The following is a 20,563-nucleotide window of genomic DNA, read 5'->3' as shown; positions in this document are numbered from 1 at the left end:
ACCACCACGTTATGTTTTGCTGGTGCCGCCAAGTGCAATTATTTATTGGTAGTCATCGTATATGTGGCGTGACCCGATTAAATAGTGCTGGCAGCAGCAGGATTCAAAATAATAATTGCATGGCAATCCGGATTATCGTTGGCAAGCGTGCTGGATGTTTATAAATATAACGAGGTGAATAATGAAAAAACTGCACTCCCTGTTTTTGCTGGCTGCCCTGCCACTGGCTTTGATGACATCAGCGCAAGCCCAGTCCAGCCTCACTGCCATCCAGAGCGCCGGTGTGATCAAAATCGGCACCGAAGGGGCTTATCCTCCTTTCACCTATCACGACAAGAGCGGCAAGCTGGTCGGCTTTGATGTGGAGATTGGCGAGCTGATTGCAAAAGGCCTTGGGGTGAAGCCGGAGTTTGTCGAGGGCAAGTGGGATGGCCTCATCGCCGGGGTGGATGCCAAGCGCTACGATCTGGTGCTCAACGAGGTGGCCATCACCCCGGAGCGGCTGAAAAAGTATGATTTTTCAGACCCCTATATCACCTCCAAAGCGGTGGTCGTGGTGCACAGCGACAACCACAGTATCAACAGCTTTGCCGATCTGAAGGGCAAGAAATCATCCCAGTCCCTGACCAGCAACTTTGCTCAGCTGGCCAAAAAGTCGGGGGCCGAGGTGGTGGCCACCGAGGGCTTCAACCAGTCGCTGGCGCTGGTGCTGACCGGACGAGTGGATGCCACCATCAACGACAGCCTCTCGTTCCTCGACTTCAAGAAACAGAAACCGGATGCCAAATTGAGGGTGGCGGCGACCGAGGCGAAGGGGGATCAATCAGCGGTGTTGCTTGCCAAGGGGCAACCGGAATTGCTGGCTGCCATCAATCAGGCGCTGCGCACTGCCAAACAGGATGGCAACTATCAGAAAATATCCCTTAAATATTTTGGTACGGATGTCTCGCAATAATATTGCCGAAAAATAATAACTCGCGAGGTAATTAACGTGCCAGCCTGGTTGCAGTTAATGATCGACTCTTTTTGGCCCCTGCTTAGCGCGGGGCTTATTTTTACCGTGCCACTGACGCTGATCACGTTTGTCTTGGGAATATTGCTCGGCTTGCTGGTGGCGCTGGCCAGATTATATGGCCCGACACCATTGGTGGCACTGGTTCGTTTTTATGTCTGGCTTATTCGCGGCACGCCGCTGTTGGTGCAGCTCTTTCTGATTTTTTATGGCTTGCCGAGTGCCGGCATTGTGCTGGATGCCTTCACTGCCGCGGTGATCGGTTTCACCCTCAACATCGGCGCCTACAGCTCGGAGATCATCCGCGCCACCCTGGCGGCGATCCCGAAAGGGCAGTGGGAGGCGGCCTATTCGATTGGCATGAACTGGCCCCAGGTGATGTGGCGGGTGATCCTGCCGCAGGCGGCGCGTATCGCGGTGCCACCGCTCTCCAACACCTTTATTTCACTGGTCAAGGACACCTCGCTGGCGGCGGCAGTGACCGTGCCCGAGCTGTTTCAGGCAGCCCAGCGGCTCGCCTCTGTCACCTATGAGCCGCTCATTCTCTACAGCGAGACGGCCCTTATCTATCTGATGTTCAGCTCGGTGCTCTCCACCTTGCAAGACCGGCTGGAGCGCAAGTTGACCCACAAAGAGACCCGGGAGGTCGCCCTATGATCCGGTTGCGTGGTATCGAGAAGCAGTTTGGCGGGCAGCGGGTGCTCAAGGGGATCGATCTTGCCATGGTGGCGGGCAGTGTGACCGCCCTGATTGGCCCCTCCGGTAGTGGCAAGAGCACCCTGTTGCGCTGCGTCAATGTGCTGGAGCGGCCGGATGCGGGGCACTTGGTGCTGGGGGGGAGTGAACTTGATTTTTCTCACCATCTGCCCCGCCAGAGCGTGTTGGCATTGCGCCAGCAGACCGGCATGGTGTTCCAGAATTTCCAGCTGTTCCCGCACATGACGGTGCTGGAAAACGTCATTGAGGGGCTGGTGACCGTGTTGAAGTGGCCAAGGGCGAAAGCGCAGGCGCGCGGCTTGCAACTGCTCGACAAGGTGGGGCTCAGGCACAAGGCCGAGGCGGTGCCTGCCACCCTCTCCGGTGGGCAGCAGCAGCGGGTTGCCATTGCCCGGGCGCTGGCGCCATCGCCCAAGGTGCTGCTCTGTGACGAACCCACCTCGGCGCTGGATCCCGAGCTCGCTCAGGAGGTGGTGACCGTGCTGCGCCAGCTGGCCCGGGAGGGAACCACCATGCTGATTGCCACCCACGATTTGCGGCTGGCCGCCCAGATAGCGCAGCAGGTGATCTTTCTGGAGGCGGGTGAGGTGGTGGAGGCCGGCAGTGCACGCCAGATGTTCACCACTCCCAAGCGGGCGCGTACCTTCGAGTACATCTCCACCCTCACCGAGCGGTTGCCAGAGAGCTGGAGCATCTAGCCGCTCCCCGGACGGGAGTGATAGGTGACAAGTCGCCAGCGAGAACTCCTAGCCTTAAATTCCGAGCCTCAAAAGAAGAGCCCCGCACTGGCGGGGCTCTGTTTTGGGTTGACTGAGGAAGTGCAGGTTAGACCGCCAGATAGTCCATGATCCCTTCGGCCGCCTTGCGCCCTTCGTAGATGGCGGTGACCACCAGATCGGAGCCGCGCACTGCGTCGCCACCGGCAAACACCTTGGGATTGCTGGTCTGGAAGGCATATTCCGCCTGCTCGCGGGCCTTGATGCGATCCCGGTTGTCGAGCTCGATGCCGAACTCCGCCATCCAGGGTTGGGGGTTGGGCTGGAAGCCAAACGCCATCACAACTGCATCGGCGGCCAGCACCTGCTCGGAGCCCTCGATAACCACCGGATTGCGGCGGCCATTGGCGTCGGGTTCGCCCAACTCGGTGCTCACCACCTTGATGCCGACGGTGCGGCCGTTGGCATCCAGCTCGACCGCCACCGGTTGCAGGTTGAACATGAACTCAACCCCCTCCTCGCGGGCGTTTTTCACCTCCCGCTTGGAGCCCGGCATGTTCTCCTCGTCGCGGCGATAGGCACAGATCACCTTGGCGGCCCCCTGACGGATAGCGGTACGCACGCAATCCATGGCGGTATCGCCGCCGCCCAGCACCACCACCTGCTTGCCGGCGAAGTCGATGTAGTCGGCTTGCGCCTTCTCGAACCCCAGCAACCGGTTGGCGTTGGCGATGAGGTAGGGCAGGGCGTCATAGACTCCCGGCGCCTCTTCGTTGGCAAAGCCGCCCTTCATGTACTTGTAGGTGCCGACCCCGAGGAAGACCGCATCGAACTCGCCGAGCAGGTCGGCGAAGGTGATGTCCTTGCCCACTTCGGTCTCGAGACGAAACTCCACGCCCATCCCCTGGAAGATCTCGCGGCGACGCTGCATCACCTCTTTTTCCAGCTTGAAGGAGGGGATACCGAAGGTGAGCAGGCCGCCGATCTCCGGATACTTGTCAAACACCACCGGGGTGACGCCATTGCGTGCCAGCACGTCGGCACAGGCGAGACCCGCAGGGCCGGCGCCAATGACGGCGACCCGCTTGCCGGTCTTGACCACGTTCGAGAGATCGGGCTTCCAGCCCATCTCGAACGCCTTGTCGGTGATGTACTTTTCGATATTGCCGATGGTCACTGCGCCGAAGCGATCGTTGAGGGTGCAGGATCCCTCGCACAGACGATCCTGCGGGCAAACCCGACCGCACACTTCCGGCAGGCTGTTGGTCTGGTGGGAGAGCTCCACCGCCTCCAGAATGCGCCCCTCTTTGGCCAGCTTCAGCCAGTTGGGGATGTAGTTGTGGACCGGACACTTCCACTCGCAATAGGGGTTGCCGCACTCGAGGCAGCGATCCGCCTGCATCTGTACCTGCGGCTGATTGAAGGACTCGTAGATCTCCACAAACTGGATTTTGCGGATCTTGAGCGGCTTCTTGGGCGGGTCGACCCGCTGGACATCGATAAACTGAAATACGTTCTGGCTCATAGGGTTCCCTCCTTATTGCGCCTGGATTCTGAGTTCTGCACTGGAACGGCTGGTGTGACCCAGCAGCGATTTCACGTCGCTGGACTTGGGTTTGATCAGCCTGAACTTGGGCACATAGGAGTCGAAGTTGGCCAGGATCTCCTCGGCGCGCGAGCTGCCGGTCTCATTGAGGTGCGCCGTGATGATACCGCGCAGGTGCTCCTGATGGATGGCGAGATCCGCCACGTCCAGCAGTTCTACCAGCTCGGGGTTGGTGCGCTTGGCGAAGTTGCCGCACTCGTCGAGCACGTAGGCAAAGCCGCCGGTCATGCCCGCCGCGAAGTTGACGCCGGTCTGACCGAGCACGGTGACGATGCCGCCGGTCATATATTCACAGCCGTTGTCGCCAATCCCCTCGACTACCGCCAGGGCGCCGGAGTTGCGCACCGCGAAACGCTCGCCAGCAGTGCCTGCGGCGTAGAGTTTGCCGCCGGTGGCACCGTAGAGGCAGGTGTTGCCGATGATGGCCGCTTCATGGGACTTGAACGCCACGCCGACATGGGGCTTGATCACCAGCTTGCCGCCGGTCATCCCCTTGCCCACATAGTCGTTGGCGTCACCGGTGAGGATCATCTCAAGGCCACCTGCGTTCCAGACGCCGAAGCTCTGGCCTGCGGTGCCGTTGAAGTGCACCTTGACCGGATCTGCCGCCATCCCCTGGTTGCCGTGACGTTTGACGATTTCGCCGGAGAGGCGTGCACCCACCGAGCGGTCGGTGTTGCGAATGTCGTAGCGGAACTCGCCGCCGCTTGAGGTTTCCACCGCTTCCAGCAGATCTTCCACCATTTTCAGGTTGAGCGGCCCCTTGTCGAAGGTGGGGTTGTGCTGCTGGCTGAACAGGCTGGAGCCTGCCGGTGCCACCGGACGGGCCAGAATGCCACAGAGATCCAGCTTGGCCTGACGGGCGGTGAGGCCGGGCAGGGCCTCCAGCAGATCGGTACGGCCAATCAGGTCGGTCAACTGGGTGACGCCGAGCTGGGCCATCAGCTCGCGGGTCTCTTCGGCGATGAACTTGAAGTAGTTCATCACCATCTCCGGCAGGCCGGTGAAGTGCTCGCGACGCAGCTTCTCATCCTGAGTGGCTACGCCGGTGGCGCAGTTGTTCAGGTGGCAGATCCGCAGGTATTTGCAACCGAGCGCCACCATGGGGCCGGTGCCAAAACCGAAGCTTTCGGCGCCGAGGATAGCCGCCTTGATGATGTCGAGACCGGTTTTGAGACCGCCATCCACCTGCAGCCGCACCTTGTGGCGCAGACCGTTGGCGACCAGCGCCTGCTGGGTTTCAGCCAGCCCCAGCTCCCACGGGGAGCCGGCATATTTGACCGAGGTGAGGGGACTCGCGCCAGTGCCGCCGTCATAACCGGAGATGGTGATGAAGTCGGCATAGGCCTTGGCCACGCCGCAGGCGATGGTGCCCACGCCGGGCTCGGAGACCAGTTTCACCGACACCAGACAGCTCGGGTTGATCTGCTTGATGTCGAAGATGAGCTGGGCCAGATCCTCGATGGAGTAGATATCGTGGTGCGGCGGCGGTGAAATCAGTGTCACGCCGGGCACGGAATAACGCAGCTGGGCGATCTGGGCAGTCACCTTGTCACCGGGCAGCTGGCCACCCTCGCCGGGCTTGGCACCCTGCGCCACCTTTATCTGCACCACATCGGCGTTCATCAGGTAGTGGGGGGTGACGCCAAAGCGGCCGGAAGCTACCTGCTTGATGCGGGAGTTCTTCTCGGTACCGAAACGCTTGGGATCTTCGCCACCTTCGCCGGAGTTGCTCTGACCGCCGAGGCGGTTCATGGCGACAGCCAGCGCCTCGTGGGCCTCAGGGCCGAGGGCGCCGATGGACATGGCGGCGGAGTCGAAACGGGGGAACAGCTTGTCTGCTGGTTCTACTTGATCCAGCGCGACCGGATTGTCGACCTTCTTCAGGGCCAGCAGATCGCGCAGGGTGGCGACCGGGCGCTCGTTCACCAGACGCGCGTACTCCTTGTAATCGGCATAGTTGCCGGAGCGCACCGCGGTTTGCAGGGTCTGCACCACATCCGGGTTGTAGGTGTGGTACTCGCCGCCGTGAACGAACTTGAGCAGGCCGCCGTGGGCGAGGGGCTTGCGCACCAGCCAGGCCTGGCGGGCCAGATTGTGCTGATCCTGCTGGATGTCGGCAAAATCGGCGCCCTGAATACGGCTCGATACGCCGCGGAAACAGGTATCGACCACCGACTTGGCCAGGCCCACCGCTTCGAACAGCTGGGAGCAGCGGTAGCTGGCCACGGTACTGATGCCCATCTTGGACATCACCTTGTAGAGCCCCTTGTTGATGCCGTTGCGGTAGTTGACCATGGCCTGGCGCAGGGACATGGTGAGCACGCCCTCTTCAACCTGTTTGGCCAGGGTTTCGTAGGCCAGATAGGGGTAGATGGCGGTCGCGCCAAAGCCCAGCAGCACCGAGAAGTGGTGCGGGTCACGGCAGCTTGCGGTCTCCACCAGAATGTTGGCGTCACAGCGCAGGTTGTTGTCCACCAGGGTGCGCTGCACCGCGCCCACCGCCATGGCGGCCGGAATTGGCAGGGTGTCGGCGCTGATATCGCGATCCGACAGCACCAGCAGCACGGTGCCGCTCTTGGCGGCGGTTTTGGCCTCGTCGCAGATGCGCACGATGGCCGCTTCCAGTCCCTCTTCGGGCTTGAAGTTGAGGCTGATCACCTGATGACGGTAATACTCCCCTTCCAGTGCCAGCAGCTGGTGGAAGTCGGAGTAGAGCAGGATCGGCGACTGGAACAGCACCCGGTGGGCGTGGCCGAAGGTCTCGTTGAAGACGTTCTGCTCGCGACCGATACAGGTGGCCAGCGACATCACGTGGTTCTCCCGCAGCGGATCGATGGGCGGGTTGGTCACCTGGGCAAACATCTGGCGGAAGTAGTCATAGAGGGTGCGCGGGCCTGAGGAGAGCACCGCCATCGGGGTATCATCCCCCATGGAGCCCACCGCTTCCTGACCGTTCTCACCGAGAACCCGGATGATCTGGTCCAGCTCCTCGAAGGAGTAGCCAAACAGCTTCTGATAGGTTTTCAACTGGTCGTCGGCAAATTCGCGGCGGCCGGTCTGGCTGTCGTCCATCTGCTCGAACGGCACCAGTCGGGTGCAGTGCTTGTCCATCCACTGCTTGTAGGTGTGGCGGTTCTTGAGATCGTCATCGATCTCGAAGCTGGTCCACACCTTGCCGTTGCTGGTATCGACCACGAACAGCTCGCCCGGGCCGACCCGGCCCTTCTCCAGCACTTCGTCCGGGGTGTAGTCCCAGGTGCCGACCTCAGACGCGAGCGTGATGAACTTGTCCTTGGTGATGACGTAACGGGCCGGACGCAGGCCGTTTCGGTCAAGCGCGCAGGTGGCGTAGCGGCCGTCGGTCATGACGATACCGGCGGGACCGTCCCACGGCTCCATGTGCATGGAGTTGAAGTCATAGAAGGCGCGCAGGTCGTCATCCATGTTCGGGTGTTTTTGCCATGCAGGCGGGATCAACAGACGCATGGCGCGGAACAGGTCCATACCACCGGCGAGGAAGAGATCCAGCATGTTGTCGAGGCTGGAGGAGTCAGAGCCAGTTGTGTTGACGAAGGGGGCCGCTTCCTGCAGATCGGGAATGAGCGGGGTCGCAAACTTGTAGCTTCGCGCCTTGGCCCACTGGCGGTTGCCGGCGATGGTGTTGATTTCGCCATTGTGGGCCAGATAGCGGAACGGCTGGGCCAGCGGCCAGCGCGGGCTGGTGTTGGTGGAGAAGCGCTGGTGGAACACGCAGATGGCCGCCTGCATGCGGATGTCGGCGAGATCCAGATAGAAGCGCGGCAAGTCCACCGGCATGCACAGTCCTTTATAGACGGTGACCAGGTTGGAGAGGCTGACGATATAGAAGTAGTCGTCGTTGATGCGCTTCTCGATACGGCGGCGCACGATATAGAGGCGACGCTCCAGATCCTGTTCAACCCAGCCCGGAGGCGCGTTGACAAAGACCTGTTCAATACTGGGCAGGGAGGCTTTGGCGATGGGACCGAGCACATTGGTATCGACCGGCACTTTGCGCCAGCCGACCAGACTCAGGGTCTCCTTTTCCAGCTCTTCGTCGATGATGTCGCGAGTCTGCTGGGCCAATACGGGGTCGGGGTTGAGAAACAGCATGCCGACCGCGTACTTGCGGCCAAGGTGCCATCCCTTCTCTTCGGCGACCGCGCGATAGAAGCTGTCGGGTTTTTGCAGCAGCAGACCGCAGCCATCGCCGGTCTTGCCATCGGCGGAGATCCCGCCGCGGTGCTGCATGCGAGCCAATGCTGACATCGCGAGACGAACAAGCTTGTGGCTGGCTTCCCCTTCCATGTGGGCCAACAGGCCGAAGCCACAGTTATCCCTCTCCAGCTTTGGATCATATAGTGACATTGCATTTCTCCCTTGCTCGGCCTTGCATCGCACAGTCATCACCTGACTGCATAAATTGCGATTGGCTCTTGTGGTTCCGTCTGCCTGACGTGGCGAATCTCCAAACTAATGGGATTTTCTGGCGAGGTCAATCGCAGGTCAGGTTTGTCTTCATGGTTACATTTGCATAACAAAATGTCGGGTTAGAGGGATTAATCGGTGTTGATGGTGTGATTATTCTGCATAAACAAATTTTAATGGTTAAATATATCGTCATTGAAAGGTTCAATGGTGAGCTTAGTGACAGGGGGCGAATGTAGTAATTTTACCAACCCGACTTTGCCGACAGCGGAAGGGATCACATTTTCAATATTCCATGCTTGCAATTGTGTTCTGTCGGGTCTCTTTGAATTTTTCATTGTTCAACAGTGAGTTATCAGGTCTCATTTTCATATGGATATTTATTGTTGAAATAGTCAAAGAGTTGCCAAACTCTATTTTTTGCGCTTTTTCTTTATATTTATTCAAAATTGACCGGATATTTATATGTTTTACCCCCTCCGCAAGCTTGATCCAGCTCAGCCCCTGTTTTGCGCAAGCTCGTACAATGGCGCTCCTTTAGCGGAGGTGTCATGCAGTTACACGAACTCGTCAATACATTCGGCCAGGATCTCAAGCAGCGTCACGGCCAGAAGATCCACAAACTCTCTATTCACGGCGCCTTCACCTGTCCGAACCGGGACGGCACCCTGGGCCGCGGTGGCTGCACCTTCTGCAATGTCTCCTCTTTTGCCGACGAGTCGGCCCAGCAGCTCTCCGTGGTGCAACAACTGCTGGCTCGCCGGGACGAAGTAACCCGAGCCAAGCGTTATCTTGCCTACTTTCAGGCCTATACCAGCACCTATGCCGAGGTCGAGTATCTGCAGCGCATGTATGAAGAGGCGCTGTCGGTGAGCGATATGGTGGGGCTCTGTGTGGGCACTCGTCCCGATTGCGTGCCGGATGCGGTGCTGGATCTGCTGGCGGGCTATCAGGCCCGGGGTTACGAGGTGTGGCTGGAGCTCGGGCTGCAAAGCGCCAACGACAAGACCCTGCAACGGATCAACCGCGGCCACGGCTATGCCGCCTATGTGGATGCGGTGACGCGTGCTCATCAGCGTGGCATCAAGGTATGCGCCCATCTGATCGTTGGCCTGCCGGGCGAGGTACCGATGGACAGCCTCGATACCCTGCATCGCATCGTCGAGACCGGCGTCGAGGGTATTAAACTGCATCCTCTTCATGTTGTTGAGGGCAGTACCCTCGGCAAGGCGTGGCAAGCGGGGCGGCTTGAGGTATTGACGCTGGAGCAGTATGTGGAAGCGGCCGTCGCCATGATCCAGCACACGCCGCCCGAGGTGGTCTATCACCGGATTTCGGCATCCGCGCGCCGTCCGACCCTGTTGGCGCCGGTCTGGTGTGAAAATCGCTGGACTGCGATGGCGGATATTGCAAAAGCGCTGGCCAGCAGTGGACCACAAGGGCATGCCTTGGGTCAGCCGTTCATATTATCTGACCTGTAATTGAGCTTGTCGTTATTATTTTCACCTAAAACATAGGGTTATATAAAAAACTTCATAACCTTGGCTATAGTTTTGGGGCATGCGGATTGCTATAGTGATGCGCAATTATGGATATATCTATAAATTAAGAGCGATTTCATCCCCTGCGAGATGGCCTGTCATGGCCCCCTTGTCTGTCGATAATGAGCGTCGATGGGATGTGGATGCCGCTCTTTTTCGGAAAAAAGGCGATTAATTAAGATTTGCTTACCCACTGTTCAGGCTTGTCAGTGGTAACGTTATTCTTTGTTGGGTCGCAATTTCGGAATATGCGGCAAGATAGATTCGTATCGACCTCATTTATGCAGTGACAGGATGCTATGCAAGCAGAAACAAGTCGTATCGATGATTTATTGGAGTGTTTGGTCTTTTTGACCCGTTTCTATGGCGTGCCCAACAGTCAGGATGCCCTGACCACCGGGTTGCCGCTGGTGTCCGGTCGCCTCACCAGTGCGCTGTTTTGTCGTGCCGCCGAGCGAGGAGGGTTATCTGCTCGCGAAGTGATCCAGCCCCTTGAGGAAATCTCCCCCCTGTTGCTGCCCTGTGTGTTGCAAATGCGCAACAGTGGTGCCTGCATTTTGCTGGAGTGGAGTGAAGACCGGAGCCAGGGGAAAGTGATTTTTCCTCAGGCCGGTGATGCAGCCCAGTGGGTTACGATTGCTCAGTTGGGTGATGAGTATCTGGGTCGTCTCTTCTATGTGAAGAAGCAGTTCAAGTTTGATGACCGTTCTCCCAAGGTGCTGGAAACCCGTGATGGCCACTGGTTCTGGAGCACGCTGTTCGAGTCTCGCGGCATCTATCGCGATGTGTTGATCGCCTCCATTTTGATCAACCTGTTTGCCATCGCCAGCCCCCTCTTCACCATGAACGTCTACGACAAGATTGTGCCCAATCTGGCGTTTGACTCGCTCTGGGTGCTGGCGGTTGGGGCTATGGTGGTCTTCACCTTCGATTTTGTGATGCGCCAGCTGCGCAGCTATTTCATCGATATCGCGGGCAAAAAATCTGATGTACTGCTATCAGCCAAGATCTTCGCCAAGGTTATGGGCATGCGGATGGAGTCTCGACCTGCCTCCACCGGTGCATTTGCCAAGCATTTGCAAGAATTTGAGTCGGTACGGGAGTTTTTTACCTCTGCCACCGTCTCGACCCTTATTGACCTGCCGTTTGCGGTCTTTTTCCTGTTTATCATCTGGATATTCGCTGGTGCCATGGTGGTGGTCCCCATCGTGGCCATGCTGATCCTGGTGGCATACAGCTTCTATATTCAGGAGCCGCTCAAGCAGTCTATTGAGGAGGGATCCCGTCTTGCCTCCCAGAAGAATGCCAACCTGATTGAAAGTATTTCCGGACTTGAAACCGTCAAGATCTTCGGGGCCGAGAGTATGTTCCAGCACCGCTGGGAGCAGGCTGTCTCTCATATTTCCACCTGGGGTGTGCAAACCCGGCGCATCACCAACTCCATGTCCTCGCTGGCCAGTTATATCCAGCAGGTGGTGACTGTCGGTCTGGTGATTGTTGGTGTTTATCAAATATCGGAAGGTAATGTCACCATGGGGGGCATGATTGCTGCTGTTATGCTGGCGAGTCGTGCCATCGCGCCAATGGTCCAGCTCTCAGTGCTGTCGACTCGCTATAACCAGGCAAAATCAGCGCTGGATATTCTTGAAAAAATAATGCAAACCCCCGGTGAGCAGGAGGAGGGCAAGCAATACATCCACCACCCTGTTATTGCCGGACGGATCGAGTTTGAGAATGTCTCGTTTAAATATCCAGGCATGGAAACCAGCACCCTGCACAATATCAATTTGCGTATTCAGCCGGGTGAGAAGGTAGCCATTATTGGCCGGATTGGTGCTGGCAAGACAACCCTCGAAAAGTTGTTGATGGGGTTATACCGGCCAACCGACGGTTCGGTACGTATCGATGGTTTTGAACTCGATCAGCTACCGCCAGCGGTGATCCGCCGCAATATCGGTTGTGTCCCGCAAGATGTCATCCTCTTCTTCGGCTCGGTACGGGATAACATCATGCTGGGTAATCCGTTGGTGGATGATGTGAGGGTCTTGCGCGCAGCCAAACGAGCGGGCGTCACCAACTTTACCAACCGGGATCCCAACGGGCTGGATCGGCAGATTGGCGAGGGAGGGCGCCAGCTCTCCGGCGGCCAGCGTCAGGCGATCCTGCTTGCGCGCGCGCTGCTCAATGATCCTCCCATTCTGGTGATGGACGAGCCGACTTCCAACATGGACAACCAGTCCGAGATGCAGGTCAAGCAGGAGCTGGCCAGACTTGGCCCGGAGACAACCCTTATCCTCATTACCCACAAGACCTCGATGCTGGATGTCGCCTCGCGAGTGATCGTTATCGAACAGGGACAGATTGTGGCTGATGGTCCCAAAGAGGTGGTGTTGCAGCAATTGAAGGAAGGCAAGGTGCGTGTGCAGGAGGTGTCCCATGGTTAAGGGATTGCAGCGCTGGTTCAAGCGCTTCAAAAAAGCGCCTTCTGATGAGGTATTGCCAGCCTCCGAACACTTGGCATTTGTGGATGATGGTGCAGCCGCCGTGTTGCTTACGACCCCCACCGGGGCCAGAGTCTTGCTGTGGTGCTGTTTTCTCTTTTTCATGAGTGCCATCGTCTGGGCAGCTTGGGCGGAGCTTGATGAAGTGACGGTCGGTCAGGGTAAAGTCATCCCCTCCCGCCAGTTGCAGGTGATCCAGAACCTGGAAGGGGGGATCGTCAAAGAGATTTTCGTGAAAGAGGGCGATGTCGTCGAGAAAGGCCAGCCACTGCTGCGCATTGATGACACACGCTTTCGTTCTGATTTTCGCGAACGTGAGCAAGAGTTGGTGACCCTTAAAGGGGATATTGCCCGGTTACGCGCTGAAATGGCCAGTGTCAAGGTAACAAACGAACCCGGATTGGGCTGGCGTGAGCAGGTCGTGGTGGGTGAGGCGCCAATCCAGTTTCCGGATGGTTATGAGAAGGTCTTTGCCGAATACGCGCACCGTGAGCGTTCGGTGCAAAAGGACCGCCTCAATAATTTGAAAAACCAGCTTTATATTCTCGGTCAGCAGATTGAGCAAAATGAGCAGGAGCTTATCGAGCTCAATGCCAAAATTCGCACCGTTAGCCGCAGTGTTGAGCTGGCCAAACAGGAGCTAAATATCAGTCGTCCGCTGGCGAAAGAGGGGATCGTACCGCAAGTGGAGTTGATCAAGCTGGAGCGGCAGGTCAACGAGATGCAGGGGGAGCTGGAGAGCAACCACTTGCTCATCCCGAAACTCAATTCGGTATTGCGCGAAACCATCTCGAAGCGCAATGACATCGCGCTCAAATTCAGGGCTGACTCGCAAACAGAACTTAACGAGAAACAGGGACGATTAGGGCAACTCTCCGAAGGTCAGGTCGGACTGCAGGATCGCGTGGACAGAACCAGTGTGATTGCGCCGTTAAAAGGCACGATTAAAAAACTAAAAATCAATACCTTGGGTGGGGTTGTTCAGCCTGGTATGGATTTGATGGAGATCGTCCCACTGGAAGATACCCTGCTGGTTGAGGCTAAAGTATCCCCCAAAGATATTGCGTTTCTGCGGCCAGGACTGGACGCTGTGGTCAAAATCACCGCCTATGACTTCACAATCTATGGAGGATTGCATGGCAAGGTTGAACAGATAAGTGCGGACTCGATCCAAGATGAAGAGGGGAACTCCTTCTATCTGGTTCGGGTTCGTACAGAAAAAAGTTACTTGGGCGATGAGCTTAACGCACTTCCCATCATCCCCGGTATGTTAGCCAGTGCTGATATTATTACTGGTAAAAAAAGTGTCCTAGACTATTTGCTTAAGCCGATATTACGGGCAAAGCAGTCGGCACTGAGAGAACGATAAGCCAACAATCTAAAAACAAAACATGACTGGAGATAACATGAAAAAAACGATTGTTGCCATGCTGGTCAGTGGCATCACTATGATTCCAGCGTTGGGCCAAGCCCAGACTCTGGAGGAGTCGGTGGGGCAGGCACTTTCCACTCACCCCAAGATCAAGGAAGCATTTGATCTTTATCAGGCACGCCTCTATCAACACGATGGCGCCAAGGGGGGTTACTATCCTACGATCGATTTGCGTGGTGGCGTAGGCTATGAAAAGGTAGATAGTCCGACAACGCGTGCGGCTGGCCCGAATTCGACCACTATTGATGACTCAATGACGCGCAAAGAGGCTGGACTCAGTCTGCGCCAGATGCTGTTTGATGGTTTCAATGTCAGCAGCAACGTTTCAAGAACGGAAGCTGAGGCCAATGCCCAGCGTCTGGCGATGATTTCCGAAGCAGAAAACACCGCGCTGAGGGTTGCTGAGGTTTACCTCAACATGCTGCGTCAGCAGGAGATCCTGGAGCTTTCCAAGCAAAACCTCGAAACTCACGAGCAGATCCGCAGCGATATTCGCAAGCGTACTGATTCCGGTCTTGGTTCAACGGCTGACCAGACTCAGATCGATGGTCGTGTTGCTCGAGCCTATTCCAATCAGGCGGCTGCCGAAAACAACTACCGCGATGCGGAAAGTGAATTTATTCGAGTGGTGAACGAGGTGCCAAAAGATCTGGTGCAGCCGGTTCCCAATACCGAGCTTATCCCGACTAACCTCGAGACCGCGCTGAAGACCGCCACTGAAGTTCATCCGACCTTGCTCTCTTCCTTACAAGATATCGAAGCGGCCAAGTACCAGCATGAGGGTGCCAAATCCGGTTTCTACCCGGATGTCACGTTTGAAGTAGACCAGAACTGGAATGAAGATATCAATGCGGTCAAAGGTCGCAACGATGATCTGACCGCGATGGTGCGGATGCGTTACAACTTGTTCCGTGGCGGTTCTGATGTGGCGCAAAGTAATGCTACGTCGGCGCTCTACTCTCAGGCGAAAGATATTCATCTGAATGCGTTCCGCCAAGTAGAGGAAGGGACTCGTCTGGCCTGGAACGCGAAAGATTCACTGGCCAAGCAAAAGACCTTCCTGAAAGAGCATGTTGACGCCAGCTACGACACCGTACAGGCATACAAGAAGCAGTTTGGCCTTGGTCAGCGAACCTTGTTGGACGTATTGAACACCGAGAACGAACTGTTTGAAGCTCGTCGTAGCTATATCACGGCAGAATATGATGCGCTTCTTGCTGATTATCGCATTTTGAATGCGACAGGTAGCCTGCTCAGTGCATTCAATTTCAAACAGCCAGCTGAATGGCAAGCCAAGCAACAATAAGCTGCTTGGCTGTTGTCCTGATGGGGCGATAGCGTGGACAGGATGGTTGCATCAATATTGCAACCATCCTGTTTTGCCCGGCAGTTTTGTCCAGGAGTGTTCCACCAATAATGCAGCAGGTGAATGATGTGACTCTCTGGTGCCGTCTTGGTGGCATTTATGACTTTCTGACTGGCATCGGTCGTCAGTTGCATCGTGCCCTGCGCCATTCCCTATGGTTGTTCTTGCTCCCTGTTTCCCTTCTGCTTTGTGCCAGTCAGCCATTGACCCAGGAAGATCTTCAGCTGATCAAACGGGCAGAGCAGACCTATGGTGTTCGGGCAGGCAAGCGGGTGACGACTTGGCGCACACTGGTGCAACAAAATCGTGCTGCTGGACTGACGGAACGGCAGAAGCTTGAAAAGGTGAATCAATTTTTTAATCAGATGCGCTTTATCGACGATATAAAGTTGTGGCGTAAAAGGGATTACTGGGCAACACCACTTGAATTTTTGGGGGCATCCGGAGGGGACTGCGAAGATTTCAGTATTGCCAAATATTCAACTTTGCTTGAATTAGGTATCCCGGATGAAAAAATGAGGATGGTGTACGTCAAGGCGCTCGATTATAACCAGTTTCATATGGTTGTTGCCTATTACGAGACACCATCATCGGTACCTGTGATCTTGGACAATCTGATCGGTTCTATCCGTCCGGCAAGTCAACGTCGGGATCTGGTACCTATTTATAGCTTTAACGGTAGTCACTTGTGGTTGATGAAGGCGCGTGGCCAAGGGGAACTGGCTGGTCAATCATCTCGCTTGGGATTATGGAATGATTTACGCAATCGCATGACATCGGGGCGATTGGCTCGGCCTGTGGTGAATTTGGATGATTAACCTATGACGCTCTATAGACAGTTATTGGCCACCATGTTGTTGTTGTTTGGATTGTTATTTGCAGCTACTTACTGGGTGCAATTCAATTCGACACGTTCCTACCTTGCGCAGCAGCAGGAAACAACGGTGATCAACACCGCGACCTCGTTGGGACTGGCATTGACTCCCTATCTTGAAAACGGGGATAAAGTCGGTGCCGAATCGGTGATCAAGGCGATATTCGACGGTGGTTATTACCGTATTGTGCGTCTTGACCTGCTTGCTTCGAAAGATGTGATTGAAGAGGAAAACAGCAGTCGTATTCAAGGTGTTCCGGACTGGTTTATTGAACTCGGTTTGTTCCCAGAAGTATCCAACGAGTCGATTCTGACTTCAGGTTGGCTTCAGCTTGGCAAGTTGAAAGTGGTTGGTCATCCAGGGCAGGCCTATCACGAGTTGTGGGCCGGGATGAGTGAATTGGCAACCTGGTTTGTGATCGGTTTTTTAATTACCACGATTTTGTTGATGCGGGCCTTAAATTACCTGTTGAAACCGCTCAAGCAGATATGTGAGCAAGCAGTCGAGATTGAGTTGCACCATTTCGGTCATACCATTCCAGAACCCAAGACGCATGAACTGAAGCAGGTTGTTCAGGCCATCAATATATTGTCTGGCAAATTGGCAGTGCAATTTAAGGAGCAGGCGGAAGAAGCGGAAAAATTGCGCGAGAGAGTGTATGTCGATGCGGTGTCCGGACTGGGCAATCGAGCCTATTTTGTGGGGCAGGTGAATGCATGGATTGCCGAGGCAGGGCAAGGTGGTGTCATGCTGGTTGCCGTCGATATGCTGGACGATATCTATCGTGATGAAGGGTTTGCTGCTCGCGACAATATGGTCAAGTCTATTGCTCAGGTGCTGCGGGAGCAGCTAAAAGGGTGGGATGGTGCGGCCATTGCCCGCATTTCGGCAACTGAATATGCCTTGCTGTGTCCAACTGATGACCTCGATCAGCTCAGAGATCTCGCCGAAATACTCAACGCACGTATTGCCGATCTGGTTGTCAATCCGATGGCAGAGGGCAATCCGCTATCCGTGATAGGTATTGCAGGCAGAGATGGTAATGATGATCTCTCTGCGTTACTGACCAAGGCGGACAATGCGTTGGGTAAAGCACGCAACGAACGCCGCGGTGCAGTTGTGATGGAAGGGGGTGACAGTCAGGGAATGATGGGTCGTCTGGCATGGCGTGATTTGGTCCAGGATGCGATTACCCGCCATCTTTGGCGTTTCAAGGCGCAGCCTGCATGCCGTTTTGACAATGGCACTCGCATGCATGCCGAGCTGTTCGCCTCTATTTCCCGTGATGGAACCGATTATTTTGCCGGTCAGTTCTTGCCTGCGATTGAGCAATTCCAATTAGGCAGTGAGTTTGATCAGGCGATCCTTGATGCAAGTACCATCCTGTTGCAGAAAGAGCCTGAGCTGACACTGGCTATCAATATTACTGCTGGCTCCTTGTGCTCTGATGATTTTCTGGTTTGGCTACCTGCATTCCTCGCTGGTCATAGCCACTTGCAAGAGCGCATATTGTTTGAGATCCCTGAAGCGGCGATAGTGAAGCACAGGGATAATGTCACCACCTTGGTGCAGATCCTGCGTCAACATGGTTTTGCATGGGGTGTGGATCACTATGGTCGTCACTTCCAATCACTGGGTTATCTTGAAGAGTTGGCTCCTGCTTATGTGAAAGTGGATCATGGTTATACCAGTCAGGTGATGGAACTCGGCGCCGATACTTCTTTCTTGGCTGCAGTATGTCGTGCGGCTCATAACGCGGGCGTGCTTACCATTGCGACCAGGGTAGAAAATCAGCAACAAGTAGAGTTGTTGTCCAAGCTTCATATCGATGGTTACCAAGGGTTTGTACATCCCGCATTCCCTTTATCCTGATTGCGAATAATTCATTTGCTTAAAATGGCCTCTTTGGGGTAATGCCAGTCAGTTAAGAGAATTTGAGTCCCAACCCGCGGGGTATAAGGGCTAAAGAGTGAGGGAGGCATGATGCCTCCCTCTTTTTATTGCATGCCAGTCAGGGCAAGGGTTGGAGCCAAATTGACTCTTTAATCATGGAGCCGCTTTGGATATTCAACATCTTGAATATTTAATCATAAAAGTGCTTAACTGACTGGCATTGGCCTCTTTGGGGCCGTTTTTTATATCAATAAGAATTAATTGAATTTGTGATTGGCTACGTTGCTATATTTGGATTCATATGGGTTTTTGTTAACTATATGAATAAACAGTAAAAAATAGAACTGTTCGATTTGGTTCAATGGTCGCGAGTCATTGATGTTAACCGCATACATTTTTGCAACTGTTGGGATCATTGATGGCTTCTATGTTGTATCCATCAAGATCTGTCACGTTGGAGCAATGGATATGCGTACCCAAATTATCGACAAGACCGTGGTTGTCTCTGCAATAGAAGGGAAGGTAGAGATTGTGCTGGCAGATGGCAGTAGTCGCCCCTTGCAAAAAGGCGAAATACTGCAACCCGGTGCCAAGTTGACAATGGCTGATGACGCCAAGTTAGCGTTGTCGCCGTATGATGATACCCCGGCACGGGATGTGTCGGCAGAACCGGATTCCGCTCAACCCGGTCAACCGCAAGGGGGGGCAAACCCTGATGGTGCGCCTTCTGATATAGCAGCCTTGCAAAAATCGATTCTGCAAGGTGTGGACCCTACTCAGAATTTTGAGGCTTCCGCTGCTGGTGGTGCGCCTGCTGCCGGTGGTGGTGGTGGTGGGATTGGTGGTGTGGCTGGGGCCAGTGGTAATGGTGGTTTTGTCACCATAGATCGAATTGGCGATGCCACGATCGCAGCCGCCGGTTTTGATACAACCTATGATACGGCTCCTGCGCTCGATCAAGCACAGGTTGCCGACCAAGTTGTGCCCAATGTACTGGCGGATGTTGATGAAGCCGTGGCCACTCTGGAGGATTCTCCCGTCAGCGGCAATCTGTTGGACAACAGCACTAACCCAGATGGGCCCGCAAATGCCGCGATCGTTTCTTATGACTGGGGGATTAATATTGGTGTACCTGCAGGTGTTGCAGCCACCATTACTGGTGTGGGTACTCTGATCATCAACGCTGACGGGACTTATACCTTCACCCCTGCTACCAACTATGACGGTGCAGTACCTGCGGTGACATATCAGGTGACCGATGGACAGGATACCGTCACATCGACTCTTGTCATCAGCATCACTCCAGTAGATGAGAACGTTACTCTTGAAGGATTGGCAATTGAAGGAGGGGAGATCCAGGTCAGCGATGCCAATCTTGCGGACGGTTCTGCTCCTGACGTCGCCAAACTGACCCAAAGCGGCACATTTACATTCAACGCACCGGATGGTGTCCAGAGTCTGGTTGTCGGAGGCCTTCAGCTTGTTAGCAATGGTGCTGTAGTGGCGTTACCGCAATCTGTTGATACCCCTCTTGGTAATGCGCTGCAAATAACTGCTATTAACTATGACCCTGTTACGGGGGCTGGCAGTGTGACCTATAGCTACACCCTGCTTGACAACGAGGCCCATCAACAGCCAGCCACTGATCTTCAGTTGGGTGAAAGCCTAACCGTCACTCTGACAGATGATGATGGCGATACCACCAGTGCCACACTGGATATCGTGGTGCTGGATGATAATCCGACCCAAATAGTGGGTGTGGCCGCAGAGGCGGACTTTGGCGGGTTATCTGTCAGTTTGGACGAAACTGTCGGGGAGGGAGACAGCTACAACGGCAACGATGCGGATGACGGTTATGTCAGCGATGACGTAGACGGGGTGCTGGCACAGGCTACGACAGCGATTGCTGGTGGTCTGTTGTCGCTGTTTACCAGTAATGGCAGCTATGGGGCGGATGGGGCTGGCAGTACTATCGGCAGCTTCAGCTTTGCGGGTGTTGGTAGCGATGGGGTGGCGACCAACCTGTCGGCCACCAACGGTGGGGGGATAACCCTCAAGGCTGTGAGTGGTACTGAACTCCAAGGTGTTGATGGCAATGGCATAGTGGTGTTCAGCATAAAGATCGTGGAAGTGGGTGGCGTACCCCAGCTGCAGACCACCCAGTTTGAAGCGCTGTCTCATGGCGATGCCAACCTGTTTGATGAATCACTGCCATTACTGCTGAGTGGTCAAGGCAGCTTGGTGCTGCAATACAGCGTGACCCGAGTAGATGGCGATGGGGATCGTGTCACGGACAGTGCCACTATCAGCCTGGTAGATGGCGAGCGCACAGTGTTTAGTTTTGATGATGACGGCCCGCGTGCCGGGCTGGCGGTGGAAGCACCGCGTCTTGGTGCAACCGTGGATGAAAGTCTGGTTAGTCTGGGTGGTGTTGGCAGTGACGGGGTGGCCAGTG

12 protein-coding genes are annotated in these 20,563 nt (G+C 55.4%); 10 read left to right on the top strand and 2 right to left on the bottom strand.

Translation table 11 applies throughout. The annotated features are described in order from the left end of the window. The first annotated feature begins 181 nt into the window (after positions 1-181). From LD28_RS0116725 to LD28_RS0116715, 3 genes are read left to right on the top strand one after another with little or no spacing between them, the layout of a single operon-like run. Positions 182-955 carry an amino acid ABC transporter substrate-binding protein gene (locus tag LD28_RS0116725; protein ID WP_033138068.1) on the top strand — a complete coding sequence of 258 codons (774 nt, stop codon included), beginning with the start codon at positions 182-184 and terminating at the stop codon, positions 953-955. 57 nt (positions 956-1,012) lie between these two features. Beyond that, positions 1,013-1,669 carry an amino acid ABC transporter permease gene (locus LD28_RS0116720; RefSeq protein ID WP_156853465.1) on the top strand — a complete coding sequence of 219 codons (657 nt, stop codon included), beginning with the start codon at positions 1,013-1,015 and terminating at the stop codon, positions 1,667-1,669. Continuing rightward, positions 1,666-2,427: an amino acid ABC transporter ATP-binding protein gene (locus LD28_RS0116715; protein ID WP_033138066.1), complete on the top strand. Its 762-nt coding sequence runs from the start codon at positions 1,666-1,668 to the stop codon at positions 2,425-2,427. The genes LD28_RS0116720 and LD28_RS0116715 overlap by 4 nt, the downstream gene beginning before the upstream one ends. Positions 2,428-2,554: 127 nt before the next feature. Here the strand turns inward: LD28_RS0116715 and LD28_RS0116710 are convergent, their stop codons facing one another. Both LD28_RS0116710 and gltB read right to left on the bottom strand, forming a co-directional pair. Continuing rightward, positions 2,555-3,970 carry an FAD-dependent oxidoreductase gene (locus LD28_RS0116710; protein ID WP_021229438.1) on the bottom strand — a complete coding sequence of 472 codons (1,416 nt, stop codon included), beginning with the start codon at positions 3,968-3,970 and terminating at the stop codon, positions 2,555-2,557. A 12-nt stretch (positions 3,971-3,982) separates the two neighbouring features. Next, a complete protein-coding gene (gene gltB, locus LD28_RS0116705) occupies positions 3,983-8,440 on the bottom strand; it encodes a glutamate synthase large subunit (RefSeq protein ID WP_033138065.1) in 4,458 nt (1,485 codons plus the stop codon). 611 nt (positions 8,441-9,051) lie between these two features. Here gltB and mnmL point away from each other — a divergent pair. The 7 genes from mnmL to LD28_RS23160 form a co-directional block, all read left to right on the top strand. Beyond that, positions 9,052-9,981 (top strand): tRNA modification radical SAM protein MnmL/YtqA, encoded by a 930-nt coding sequence (gene mnmL, locus LD28_RS0116700; protein ID WP_033138064.1) that lies wholly within the window; start codon positions 9,052-9,054, stop codon positions 9,979-9,981. A gap of 359 nt (positions 9,982-10,340) precedes the next feature. Then, positions 10,341-12,485, top strand: coding sequence for a type I secretion system permease/ATPase (locus LD28_RS0116695; RefSeq protein WP_033138063.1), 2,145 nt, complete (start codon positions 10,341-10,343; stop codon positions 12,483-12,485). Then, positions 12,478-13,911 (top strand): HlyD family type I secretion periplasmic adaptor subunit, encoded by a 1,434-nt coding sequence (locus LD28_RS0116690; RefSeq protein ID WP_050514358.1) that lies wholly within the window; start codon positions 12,478-12,480, stop codon positions 13,909-13,911. Before LD28_RS0116695 ends, LD28_RS0116690 begins: the two co-directional genes overlap by 8 nt. A gap of 37 nt (positions 13,912-13,948) precedes the next feature. Then, a complete protein-coding gene (locus tag LD28_RS0116685; RefSeq protein WP_033138062.1) occupies positions 13,949-15,280 on the top strand; it encodes a TolC family outer membrane protein in 1,332 nt (443 codons plus the stop codon). A 110-nt stretch (positions 15,281-15,390) separates the two neighbouring features. Continuing rightward, positions 15,391-16,158: a transglutaminase-like cysteine peptidase gene (locus LD28_RS0116680; protein WP_050514357.1), complete on the top strand. Its 768-nt coding sequence runs from the start codon at positions 15,391-15,393 to the stop codon at positions 16,156-16,158. Positions 16,159-16,161: 3 nt separating this feature from the next. Further along, entirely contained in the window at positions 16,162-18,087 is a 1,926-nt protein-coding gene (locus LD28_RS0116675) for an EAL domain-containing protein (RefSeq protein ID WP_033138061.1), read from the top strand. 399 nt (positions 18,088-18,486) lie between these two features. After that, on the top strand, positions 18,487-20,563 hold a 2,077-nt coding region (locus tag LD28_RS23160), incomplete at its 3' end, for a retention module-containing protein (protein WP_050514356.1).

Origin of the sequence: Aeromonas finlandensis (assembly GCF_000764645.1) — a bacterium.
GTDB classification, from domain to species: domain Bacteria; phylum Pseudomonadota; class Gammaproteobacteria; order Enterobacterales; family Aeromonadaceae; genus Aeromonas; species Aeromonas finlandensis.
The sequence above is the reverse complement of the archived record's forward strand: the minus strand, read 5'-3'. Positions and strand labels throughout refer to the sequence as shown.